The 12,659-nt window shown below is 23.0% G+C and carries 10 protein-coding genes; 2 read left to right on the forward strand and 8 right to left on the reverse strand.

Going from position 1 to position 12,659, the window contains the following annotated elements:
• Nucleotides 1–181: 181 nt before the first annotated feature.
• The 3 genes from SFLOR_RS03770 to SFLOR_RS03780 all read right to left on the reverse strand — a co-directional run bounded on the left by SFLOR_RS03770 (nt 182) and on the right by SFLOR_RS03780 (nt 3,445).
• Nucleotides 182–700: a hypothetical protein gene (locus SFLOR_RS03770; RefSeq protein ID WP_100916755.1), complete on the reverse strand. Its 519-nt coding sequence runs from the start codon at nt 698–700 to the stop codon at nt 182–184.
• A gap of 79 nt (nt 701–779) precedes the next feature.
• The gene (locus SFLOR_RS03775) at nt 780–1,715 is read right to left on the reverse strand and encodes an ATP-binding cassette domain-containing protein (RefSeq protein WP_100916756.1); all 936 of its coding nucleotides are present in this window, start codon (nt 1,713–1,715) and stop codon (nt 780–782) included.
• On the reverse strand, nt 1,715–3,445 hold the full coding sequence (locus tag SFLOR_RS03780; protein WP_100916757.1) for an ABC transporter permease: 1,731 nt from the start codon (nt 3,443–3,445) through the stop codon (nt 1,715–1,717). Before SFLOR_RS03780 ends, SFLOR_RS03775 begins: the two co-directional genes overlap by 1 nt.
• Nucleotides 3,446–3,749: 304 nt before the next feature.
• Between SFLOR_RS03780 and SFLOR_RS06000 the strand changes: the two genes are divergently transcribed.
• Nucleotides 3,750–6,314, forward strand: coding sequence for an AAA domain-containing protein (locus tag SFLOR_RS06000; RefSeq protein ID WP_211282844.1), 2,565 nt, complete (start codon nt 3,750–3,752; stop codon nt 6,312–6,314).
• A gap of 57 nt (nt 6,315–6,371) precedes the next feature.
• On the opposite strand, the gene SFLOR_RS03800 is transcribed toward SFLOR_RS06000, so the two are convergent.
• The gene (locus tag SFLOR_RS03800; RefSeq protein WP_100916758.1) at nt 6,372–6,782 is read right to left on the reverse strand and encodes a hypothetical protein; all 411 of its coding nucleotides are present in this window, start codon (nt 6,780–6,782) and stop codon (nt 6,372–6,374) included.
• Nucleotides 6,783–7,231: 449 nt separating this feature from the next.
• Here SFLOR_RS03800 and SFLOR_RS03805 point away from each other — a divergent pair, with 449 nt between their 5' ends.
• Nucleotides 7,232–8,563 (forward strand): MutH/Sau3AI family endonuclease, encoded by a 1,332-nt coding sequence (locus SFLOR_RS03805; protein WP_100916759.1) that lies wholly within the window; start codon nt 7,232–7,234, stop codon nt 8,561–8,563.
• 67 nt (nt 8,564–8,630) lie between these two features.
• On the opposite strand, the gene SFLOR_RS06005 is transcribed toward SFLOR_RS03805, so the two are convergent.
• The 4 genes from SFLOR_RS06005 to SFLOR_RS03825 form a co-directional block, all read right to left on the reverse strand.
• Nucleotides 8,631–9,782, reverse strand: a complete 1,152-nt coding sequence (locus tag SFLOR_RS06005) for a lipoprotein (RefSeq protein ID WP_100916760.1) — start codon at nt 9,780–9,782, stop codon at nt 8,631–8,633.
• A gap of 311 nt (nt 9,783–10,093) precedes the next feature.
• Nucleotides 10,094–10,972: a lipoprotein gene (locus SFLOR_RS06010; RefSeq protein ID WP_211282845.1), complete on the reverse strand. Its 879-nt coding sequence runs from the start codon at nt 10,970–10,972 to the stop codon at nt 10,094–10,096.
• Between the two features lie 312 nt (nt 10,973–11,284).
• Nucleotides 11,285–11,926 carry a lipoprotein gene (locus tag SFLOR_RS05940; protein WP_169919193.1) on the reverse strand — a complete coding sequence of 214 codons (642 nt, stop codon included), beginning with the start codon at nt 11,924–11,926 and terminating at the stop codon, nt 11,285–11,287.
• Between the two features lie 201 nt (nt 11,927–12,127).
• Complete coding sequence (locus SFLOR_RS03825) at nt 12,128–12,646, reverse strand: SemiSWEET family sugar transporter (RefSeq protein WP_100916761.1); 519 nt, start codon at nt 12,644–12,646, stop codon at nt 12,128–12,130.
• Between the last annotated feature and the right edge of the window lie 13 nt (nt 12,647–12,659).

Genomic DNA, 12,659 nt, shown 5'->3' on the forward strand with positions numbered 1-12,659 from the left:
CTAATTTTGTATCAGTTAAGTGAATTAATTAACTTTCATTATTAAAAAGATATTTACCCATATCCTTTATTTTATTAATGTCAATGATTAAATCACCATCTTTTGATATAACAAAATTTGCATTATAAGTATAAATATCTGTATTAATTGAATTTGTATAATACTGTCATTTAAAATTAACCTAGAATTCTCCTGAATATGTTATACTTCCAGATTCATCACTACTTTTTTGTATTAAAAAATCTGATCCGAAATCATAACCTGCATAAACATTTGCCACATTTGAAAGAAATACAGAATAATTATTTTCATCACTTTTTTTCAAAGAATTTATAGACGTTTCTAAATCACTTAAATTGACAGAATTTTGTAGATCACTTTTTAAGCCCTCTAGATTTTTTAAGTTATTTGTTTTTAAATTTAATTCTGTTTGACTAGAATTTTCAAATAAACTTCCTAGATTAGTTTCATTGAAAAAAGCATATTTTTTATTCGCATTTTCAAAATTGCTTATAAATGGAATACTATTTTTAATAAAATGATTGTCAAATTTTTGATTTGCATCTTTTTTTAATTTATTTAATAAGTTTTGATTTATATCTTTTCCACCTGGATCTGGTTTTGTACCACAAGCAACTATTGATGATGATGTACCTGTAACAATTGCTGATATAGAAAATAACATTAATAGTTTTTTCATAATTATTTCTCCTTTATTTATTATTACTAATATAATTTTACTCTAAAATAAACTTTTAAGTTATAGAGTTTTTTAAGCCCTATTTTTTTACTTTATTATCTTCAATTGCCTTATTGATAGATTCCATATTTATAGGCAATTTTATAAGATTTAAAATAGGATTTGCCAAACCAATAAAGTATAAGAAAACTCAGTTAATTTCTTTCAGTGAATTAGTTGCAAATACAATTGAATTTTCATCATCATTGTATTTAAAGCTTTTAATATTTTTTTGTTTTAAAAATTCTTTAAATTTATCAACATCAAATTTCTTATCTAAAAATAGTTTGTATTTATTATAAATATTTAACTCTTGATTAGAACCTTGAAAAATTTTTAAACCATCACCTAAAATTACATAATCATCAATAATATCTCATATTTCATCAATATTGTGAGCACTTATGATAACTGTTTTACCTTCTTTTTTATAATCTTTTAATAAATTTTTAATCTTATTTCTTCAATAAGAATCTAAATTAGCTCCAGGTTCATCTAAAATTATGATCTCTGTTCTTTTAATAAAGCACATAATTAAGTTCATTCTATTCTTCATTCCCCATGAAAAATTTTTAACTTTTTTATCTCTATCCTCTCAAAGACCAAAATAAGTCATTCAATATTCAATTTCTTCTTTTATTTTGTCTTTTTCAATGTTAAATGATAAACAAATTAATTTCAAAAAACTATATGCTGAAATATCATATAAAGAAAAATCCATTTGTGTATAAAAACCAAATAATGAGTTTTGTAAATAAGACTTGCGTTTTCTTCGATTTTCATCAGCAAAGAAAATATTTCCCTTATATTTTTTAATTGCCCCTATTATTGAATTTAAAATAACAGATTTTCCACTACCACTTCTTCCACACAAAGCAGTAATATTTCCTTCATTTATTTGTAAATCAATTGGTCCAATTTTTGTTCTTTTGAATTTCTTTTCGAAATTTTGAAAATTTATAACTATTTTTTCCATTATACAAAGTCCTTTTTCTTATAGATATTTAAACAAATTACATTATTTATAACTGCAATAACTAATTGAATTATTGCAAAATAATATGGTTTTATAAAATTATTATAAGTGTCTGATTTAATTATGTTTTGATCATCTAAATTAAACATATAGCTTGGATAGCTTAAAAATAAATTTTGTTGTCATGCTAAATCAATATATGAATCATTATTAATAGAAAATCAATTAGATTCTGATGCTTCTCCAGAATAGTAAGTATAAGTTGAAAACATATTTGCTACTGGATTTAAATAAAATGCTATATTATATATATTTCGCGCTTTTTGATATTCTAATCACTCACTTCTTGAAGTATCTAAAGTATAAGTTGTTAGATTTATATAATTTGAAGTGTAATTAATAAAATACTCTTCTAAAACTCTAATTGCAATATATAAAGGATTATATAAGACTTCATTATATAATTTTTTTGCATTCGAGTCTCTAATAAATCCAATTGAGTTAATACCATCAACAAAATGTAATTTATAACTGTCAATTAAATAAGAACTTGAGAAATCTATTTTTACATCTTCATTGTCAGCAAGAGAAAGTGTTCCTGTTTTAATATCTAATAGATTTCCATATAATTTATAATATTGATTTTGAAATTCTTGCGAAGTTGCATAGTGTCCTGATAAGTAATTTGCAAAATTATACAAATCAGTTAATATCAATTTTCTTTGACTGTCAGTTTCAGTATCTACTAAACTATTTAACTCTTCAAGAGAAATAAATCGAGTGTGTTTAGAAATTGAAAGATTTACTACAGATCCTAATTTAATACAAGCATTTTCTTCTGTTCCTTCACAATTATCTTTTCAATTTACTGGCAGTTTTGAAATATACAAATTTTGTGCTTCAATCTTTTGCTCTGAAGTATCAATAATTTTTAGAGAGTCTCAAAAAGTATAGCGAGAGTTTAAAGTTTCTGTACTAGTTCAATCACTGTTGTTTTTTGAAAATTTATTAGTTATAAAAAAGTCATTTAAATAATTTGATAAGTATTTATATTTGATTTTCTTATTTGTAACTCTTTGTTGAAAATCAAAAGTTTTATAAATTTCATCAATTTTTTCAACATAACTATTTCCTGTTGAAGATGTGAAATATAAATTTTTATTTTTTTCAGAAGATACAATAAATTGATAAGGTAAGCTTGCAATAAAACTTAAAGATAAAATAAGTGTAACAATAATTGTTGTAATTTGATTTTTAAAACAAATACTTAAAAGAGAAAAAAAGCTAATTAATGCATAAGTTATAAGTAATAAATAAAGCATGTGCACTACTGTTATTCTCAAAATTACTTTATCATCTAATTTTGACATCAAAGCAAAACCATTTATTATTAAAAAGTTAATTAAAATTGTAAATGTTGCATATAAAAATAAAGTCACGTTTTGTACAATAAATAATCTACTTCTTGATATTGATTGAGTTGAAATAATATAAATGGTTTTATCTTCAATTTTAGAATACATAAATAAAAAAACTAATCTCATAATTAGTATTATTCAAATAATTCCACTAATAAATAGAAAATAATAATTATAATAAATTACAAATTGACCTGTATCTTTTAATATAAATAAAGTTAGACTAAATAAAGCTGTAAGTACAAGAGCTATAAATGCTATTATTGCTGATGCTTTGTCAAAAAATATTAACTTTAAATCAATTTTAAACATTGTAAAAATACTTATAGATTTTTTTTCATACTCTTAGCTCCTAGCTATTAGTATAAAAGAAGCTATAATAAGCTTTTTATAAAATTAAGCCCATAACAATTTAAAAATTAGAAAACAAAAAAATGTTTTCCTAATTATTTTCCCCTTTTTATACACTTATATATTATCAAAAAAACCTCATATAGTCTAGTCCAAAATTAACTTTATTCCTATAAAAGTTAAGAACAATTAAATAACTTTTCTACATATAGTTAATTTTCATACATTGAATATATAATATTAATAAATATTTAAAGGATCTATTATGAATAAGGCAAAAGAAAATTTTAACTACTGAATAAAACTTTTAAAAGATTTACAAGAATTAGATAAAAAAAATACAAAAAAAATTGAATGAGAAGATCAATTTGATAAATCTTCAAATAGCAACATAAAAGAAAATATGAAAAGTGTTTACAATAGCATAATGTATTTTTTTGATTTTAATTATAAAAATGATTATAAAAATATAAATAAAGAATCAGTTTTATATTATTTTATGCACGGAGAGTTTAAAAAAAATCTTGATAAAGAAGAAAGAAAATTAATATATCCTTTTGGAATTAATAATAGTCAAAAAAGAGCAGTAGAAAATGTTTTTAAATCAAATATTTCAATAATTCAAGGCCCTCCAGGTACTGGAAAAACACAAACTATATTGAATATAATTTCAAATATTTTATTAAAAAATCAAACTGTTGCTGTTGTATCAAATAATAATTCAGCAATTGAGAATGTTTTTAATAAATTAAATCCTAATATAAATGTTGATAATCAAAATGAAGAAAAACTTGAAAACATCTCTTTTTTAACCTCTTTTTTAGGATCTTTTGAAAAAAATAAAAAATACTTTAGCCAAGAAAATAAAGAAGAATTTGAAAGATTTAGAAAAAATTGAAAAGAAGAGTTTGAAAAATCATCATTCTTTAAAAATAATCAAAATTATAAAGAACAATTATATAAAGCAAATCAAATAATAAAAGATATTCAAAGAGTTCAAAATTTAAAAGAGTCAATTTTTAACAATAAAAATCTTATTAAAAAAATTGAAAAAGAAAAGCAATTATATGAAAGCAAAATAGTTTTAAAATATAAAGAAAATAGAAATTTATTAAATCTTCCCTTAGAAAAGATTAATAAATTTTATCTTCAAATAAAGACTTATAAAAAAGATAAATTATCATTTCTATTTAAATTTATAAGTAAATTAAAATATAAGTTACCAAGAAAGTTTTTTAAAAGCGATTATATATCAGAATTATATTTCTTTGTTTTATCTAGAAAAAATATAGAAACTAGAATTTCTATCGAAAATGATGAAAAAGAGCTTGAAAGTTTAGATAAAGAGCAATTAAATAATTTGATATTGTTATCAAAAGAAATACTCTATAAACATATATACAACAATTATTTAACTAATTTAACAATAGATTTAAATGCAGAAAACTTTTACAAAAATGAACAAAAAATGAAGCAAATATTTAATCAAAGACCAATAATATTGAGTACTATTTTTTCAATTATTAATGCAAAACCCCCTACTTTACTTTTTGATTATTTAATAATTGATGAAGCTTCTCAAACAGATATGCTTGCAAGTGTTGCTGCTATGGCATGTGCAAAAAATATTGTAATTGTAGGAGATTTAAAACAACTTCCTCAAGTTGATTCTCCAATTTATGAACAATACTTTAAAAAAAATGTAGCTCCTGTTGAAAAAGGTTATACTTTTTGAAAAAATAATATTTTAAAAGCTTTTATAGAGATTTATAAAAATACTGTTCCCAATCAATTGCTTAGAGAACACTATAGATGCCATCCAGCAATTATTGATTTTTGTAATCAAAAGTATTATCAAAATCAACTTATAATTATGAGTGAAGCAAAGAATCAAGAAAGTCCTTTTGAATCAATTATTGGTGAATCACTTTATTACAACGATACTGATAATTGAAAAACTAGTAAAAAAGAACTTGCAAATATTAAACAATATATAATAGAAAATAATATTAAAGATATTGGCCTTATTAGCCCTTTTAGAGCTCAAGCAAACTTATTTATAAAAAATTTAGCAAATAACAAAATTGTTGCAAATACAATTCATGCTTTTCAGGGCCAAGAAAAAGATACAATTTTATTTGCAGTTACAAAACAAAAAATAAGTGGAAAAGATGATTTTGTTTGTAATCCTCAATTAATAAATGTTGCAGTTTCAAGAGCAAAAAGCAAATTTATATTAGCATATTCTAACTCTGTTAAAGAAGGTCCTGACAATGATATTAAAGACTTAATAAATTATATTGAATATAATTTTCCTAAAAGTAAAAAGATCTATAAAAAGAATACTGAATTTTATATTCTATCAAAAGAATATAATAAAAAACTAATAAATTTCATTAAAAGTTACAATGAAACTCATAAACAAGGTTCAAAAGAACCAACAGAAATAATAATTCATACAGTTCTTGAAAAGATTATTGCATTAGAGGAATTCAATAATTTAGACATAACTTTATTTAAAAAATTAAGTCATATTATTCCAAATGCTATTAAAAATCAAACTTTTAATGAAAGAGAAAAAGCTTTTTTGAGTCATCACTGAGCACATATAGATTTCTTAATATATGATAAATTTAGTCACGAACCTGTTCTTGCAATTGAAGTAGATGGTCTAACTTATCACAATAGTAAAAAACAAATATGAAGAGATAATCTAAAAGATAAAGCTTTAAAAGTAGAAGGTATTCCTCTTATGAGGATAAGAACAGATACTTACAAAAATATTGGTATTTCAATAATTGAAAAGTTAAGAAAAATAAAAAAAAGTTAATATATTTAATTAACTTTAAAAACATAAACTATATTTTTTTAAAATTTCAAATCTTTTTTAAAGATTTGGTATAACACCCATTTGCTCACTTTTATCAATTTCAGTTTTACTTTTAATTATATTTATCTGTCTTATCATTAACATAATTCACAATGGTAAATATAATAAAAAATAACACAAGACAAAACTTAGACAAGTAAAAATAAATAATGTTTTTGTATAAGATTTTTCTTTTAGATAAGTAATTCTAAAAAATAGAAAAAAACTAAATATATAAACTAAAATAGTTAAAATGCTGAAAGGAATAATCAGATGATAACTTGTGCTAAAAAATATATTTATCTTTTCTCTGCCTTTTTCAGTAAGAGAAAAGATAACTAATAAGAAAAAATTATTTATTAAAACTAAAGATAAAATTACACCTAGAACTAAACCATAAATTCTAATGGCAGAATCAAGTTTTTTCACAATAAAGACCCCCATTCACAAATATAAGGAAATGAAATAAATCAATTAATATTTCATTTCCTTATATTAAAAATCATAATTTTTTTAATTATTTAAAAAACGATATCTTTAATATTATCTTGAAAGTTTTAATGAAAGAAAAATAATAACTATTAATAAGTGAAAGCTATAAATAATTACTCAAAAATAATAAGAAAGGTCTTTCAACATTCCCACCCAACCAACCAAATAGTAAAAGCTTTTTTACACTTATATCTTATTCCTAATATCAACTAAAACTAAAAACATAAAAGAGTTTTTATACTTTAATAATATTTTTATAAACTTATAAAAGGTTTAAACTTATAACTACAGTTGACTTAAATAAATTTGAAAAAATTTTTTTTGAAATAGATTATAATACTGTAATTTACTTTATAATCAATAGGTATAAAGGAAACTTAATTAACATGGATGACAAACAATATAAACAAGATTTACTAGAAATATATGAAACAGCTAAAAAAGCTATAGGAAAAACTTTAAGAGAACTTGCAAATAATAATATTGATAAAATAAGATATTTTGACAATAAAGATAAAGTAAAACACTTTCTTCAACAAGCAATATTTAATATACCTTTATTAAGTAAAGTAGAATATACTTTTGAAGATCTTCAATTAGAATTAAAACCAGTGGCTTTAAAAAGAAACAAGTATGATGAATTAATAGTAAAAGAACGATTACTTTTAAACGATATTTACTATGATGAAATAGTTAATGAAACATTTAAAGACTCTAAATTTATAAATAGAAATCAATTGCTTTTAATCATAACCTATGTTCATGATTATGAAAAAGATTTTTTAGATTTTAAAATTCATGATGCTTTTATAATAGATATATCAACACAAAAAGAATTTTATTTAATAGTAAACGATTGACTTGCTATTCAAGAGAAAGTAAAAAAAGGAAAAGCAGAAGAATTGAATGAAGGATTTACAAAGATTCTTTCTGCTTCAACTAGAAGTCAAAGTAGAATTGATTTAAAAAAACAACCCTATTCAAATGTACTTGCAAGATTTAGAAGTTATTCATTTAATACTAACTTTTTAAAAGAAATTATTTCAAGACACAAAAATAAAGTTGAATATATTAATGAAATTTTTGAAGAAAGAGAAATCAAAGATATTGTTGAATTTAAAAACGAGCAAATTCAAGAATATATGACAAGTATAATTGGAACAGATATTTCCAATTATACTCAATCAAAAGCTAATCAAAAACATCAAATGGCATTTGAAAACTTTTTAAAAGAAAATAACTCTGAATTATATGACTTTTTAAAAATTACAAATTTCAAGCTAACACATAAGTTAACTCAAAACAGTAATTTACAAGAACAAATTACTACTAACTATGAATTAGATCCTTTTGAAATAATGAATGATGAATTTGAAGATAGTACTTTTTATCAAGATATAATATTGAAAAATTATTTAGTAATTATGATTGAAAAGAGTACTAACAAAATTCTAAACTTTAAACTATTTAATCTAAGTGAACAAGATATAAAAAATTCTCAATTAGTTTTTTATAACACTAGAAAAGAAATTGAAAGATTAATTAAAGAAGATAAGTTAAATAAAGAAGAGCCAAATTTTGCTAAGACAAAAGATAATCTCTCAATTAGTTTAAGAAAAAGTAAGAAAAATGAATATGCAATTTATAAAGTAAATGAAAATGAATTTAAACTTCCTGCATATGAGTTTGTAATTAATAAAAATGTAATTTTTAAATAAAATTAAAAAAATCTCTATTTTAAAAAGTAGAGATTTTATTTTTATTATTAATTTTAATAATTATATTTTATGCACTTAATTTATCAATTGTTAAAGTTTTTGCACCTTTAACGATTTTTGAATCTAAGCTTGCATCAATTTTAATTGATCCTGTTGCCTCTTTTGTAGCTTTTGTTTTAGTAATTGAAACATCATCTGCTGTTAATTTTTCAAGTCCTTTAACTGCTTTTAATGCATCAACAATTTGAGCATCTGTTGTATCATTTGTTGCTTTAAATGAACCTAAGTTAACAGTTGATAAATCAACTAGTGTAGCTGGTGCCTCTAATTTAGCAATTTCTAAAGTTTTTGTACCTTTAACAATTTTTGAATCTGATTTTGCATCAATTTTAATTGATCCTGCTGCTGATGTAGTAGCTTTTGTTTTAGTAATTGTAACATCTGATGTTGTTAATTTTTCAAGTCCTTTAACTGCTTTTAATGCATCAATAACTTGAGCATCTGTTGTATCATTTGTTGCTTTAAATGAACCTAAGTTAACAGTTGATAAATCAACTAATTCAGCTGGTGCCTCTAATTTATCAATTACTAAAGTTTTTGTACCTTCAACGATTGTTGAAGTTGATTTTGCATCAATTTTAATTGATCCTGTTGCTGATGTAGTAGCTTTTGTTTTAGTAATTGTAATATCTGATGATGTTAATTTGTCAAGTCCTTTAACTGCTTTTAATGCATCAATAACTTGAGCATCTGTTGTATCATTTGTTGCTTTAAATGAACTTAAGTCAACTGTATCTAATTTAACTTTTGCTGTTGAAGCCCCTTTTTTACCAATTTTAACTTCAACTGATGCAACTTTTACTGGTTCTGCTGCTTTAGTTGATTTTGATTTTGATGCATCTTTTGCTTTATGCATAACATCAATTGTTTCTTTAACTTCTTTATCTGTTAATTTATCTGCTGTTGTTGAAATTATAATAGTAACTTCTCCAGCTTTTTGTGATTTTTCTTTAACCTTTACAGTTAAAACTGATTTTTCCGCTAATTTAAAAGTAATTGTTCCATCAGCTGTAATTTTTTTTGATTTAACAACAGTTTCTGCTGATAATTTAGTTGCAGTTAAACTAACAGTTTCCACTTTTTGTCCACAAGCAACAACTGTTGCACTTGTAGTTGCAACTAATCCAACTGCTCCTAATAATCCTAATAATTTTTTCATGTTATTCCTCCATAATTGAAGTATCCCGACTAACACATTCAAGCTTGATATAATTATAAATTTAAAATGTCCTATTTAATGAACAACCTAAAACCAGAAAAATATTTTAGTTAGATAAAATAATTTTCAGTTTAAAAAAAAAAAAAAAAACCGTTTTTTAATATATAATACGGTTTTTTAATAAAATAAATTTTTCTAAAAATATGAATATACTCATCTATTTTTCTTCAAAAATTTCAGCTTATTATTTTTTTATTTTAAATTAATAGTAACTTTTTAATTACCTTATGCAACTAAAGTTCTTTTTTTGCTTATAATTTAGCAATTACTAAAGTTTTTGTACCTTTAACTATTGTTGAAGTTGATATTGCATCAATTTTAATTGATCCTTCTGCTGATGCAGTAGCAGGTGTTTTAGTAATTGTAACATCACTTGTACTTATTTTTTCAAGTCCTTTAACTGCTTTTAAAGCAGTAATAACTTGGTCATTTGTTGTATCATTTGTTGCTTTAAATGAACCTAAATCAACAGTTGCTAAATCAACTAGTGCTAATTTAGCAATTACTAAAGTTTTTGAACCTTCAACAATTGTTGAATCTGAGCTTGCATCAATTTTAATTGATCCTTCTGCTGATGTAGTAGCAGGTGTTTTAGTAAATTTAATATCACTTGCACTTATTTTTTCAAGTCCTTTAACTGCTTTTAATGCATCAATAACTTGAGTATCTGATGTATCATTTGTTGCTTTAAATGAACTTAAATCAACTGAATCTAATTTAACTTTTGCTGGTGCATCAGCTTTTTTACCAATTTTAACTTCAACTGATGCAACTTTTTCTGGTTCTGTTGCTTTAGTTGATTTTGATGCATCTTTTGCTTTATGCATAACATCAACAGTTTCTTTAACTTCTTTATCTGTTAATTTATCTGCTGTTGTTGAAACTATAATAGTAACTTCTCCAGCTTTTTGTGATTTTTCTTTAACTGTTACAGTTAAAACTGATTTTTCTGCTAATTTAAAAGTAATTGTTCCATCAGCTGTAATTTTTTTTGATTTAACAACAGTTTCTGCTGATAATTTAGTTGCAGTTAAACTAACAGTTTCCACTTTTTGTCCACAAGCAACAACTGTTGCACTTGTAGTTGCAACTAATCCAACTGCTCCTAATAATCCTAATAATTTTTTCATGTTATTCCTCCATAATTGAAGTATCCCGACTAACACATTCAAGCTTAATATAATTATAAATTTAAAATATCCTATTTAATGAACAACCTAAAACCAGAAAAATATTTTAGTTATATAAAATAATTTTCAATTTTAAAAAAAAAAAAAAAAAACCGTTTTTTAATATATAATACGGTTTTTTAATAAAATAAATTTTTCTAAAAATATAAATATGCTCATCTATTTTTTTCTAAAATTTCAACTTATTATTCTTTTATTTTAAATTAATAGTAGCTTTTTAATTACCTTGTGCAACTAAAGTTACTTTTTCGATTATAATTTATCAATTACTAAAGTTTTTGAACCTTCAACGATTGTTGAAGTTGATTTTGCTTCGATTTTAATTTCTCCTGCTGCCTCAGCAGTAGCAGCTTTTTTAGTAATTGTAACATCATCTGCTGTTAATTTTTCAAGTCCTTTAACTGCTTTTAATGCATCAATAACTTGAGTATCTGATGTATCATTTGTTGCTTTAAATGAACTTAAATCAACTGAATCTAATTTAACTTTTGCTGGTGCATCAGCTTTTTTACCAATTTTAACTTCAACTGATGCAACTTTTTCTGGTTCTGTTGCTTTAGTTGATTTTGATGCATCTTTTGCTTTATGCATAACATCAACAGTTTCTTTAACTTCTTTATCTGTTAATTTATCTGCTGTTGTTGAAACTATAATAGTAACTTCTCCAGCTTTTTGTGATTTTTCTTTAACTGTTACAGTTAAAACTGAGTTTTCTGCTAATTTAAAAGTAATTGTTCCATCAGCTGTAATTTTTTTTGATTTAACAACAGTTTCTGCTGATAATTTAGTTGCAGTCAAACTAACAGTTTCTACTTTTTGTCCACAAGCAACAACTGTTGCACTTGTAGTTGCAACTAATCCAGCTGCTCCTAATAATCCTAATAATTTTTTCATGTTTTCCTCCATAATTGAAGTTACCCGACCAACATATTCAAGCTCAATATAATTATAAATTTAAAATACTCTATTTATTGAAATATATCAAAAGTAAAAATGCTTTTAATTTTTTTTTTTTTTTTAAAAAAAAAAAAAAAAACTGCTTTTTTATATATAATACAGTTTTTTATTAAAATAAATTCGTTTAAAAAATGAGTATTACTCTTCTTTTTTTTCTTCTAAAATTTCAACTTGTTCTTCTAATTCTTCAACTTGATCTGATAAAACTTCAACATTTTCTTCTAGTTTTTCAATTTCTTTTTGCATATTAATGATTTCTTCACTTAAAAGCTCATTTTCATTTTGTATTTCTACTACAGACATTTCTTCTAAATTTTCATTTAATTTTTTGTCTTTTTTTAATCTATTTAAAGTAATTTTATCTTTAACTTTATTAGATATAATAAAGATTAAAATAAACAATGATGCTCCCATTGCAGCTAAATTAGCACACCCTACTTGTAAGTCAGGTGTTTCTTTTGTAAAAAATGCATAACTTGTTCATATACATGAATTTAAAAAAGTTAAAAAAAACATTATTGGTGAAAGTGCTTTAGTATTTTTTGTAATACAAACTTTAATAACTTGAGGCATTAACATTGAAAAACTTGTTGCAAATCCAATTCATCCAAGAATTAAACTAGCCATTTCTTTACTTTCTGATGATAACAACAACATAATAAAAACCCCC

The organism is Spiroplasma floricola 23-6, from assembly GCF_002813555.1.
In the GTDB taxonomy this organism is placed as follows: Bacteria; Bacillota_I; Bacilli_A; order Mycoplasmatales; family Mycoplasmataceae; genus Spiroplasma_A; species Spiroplasma_A floricola.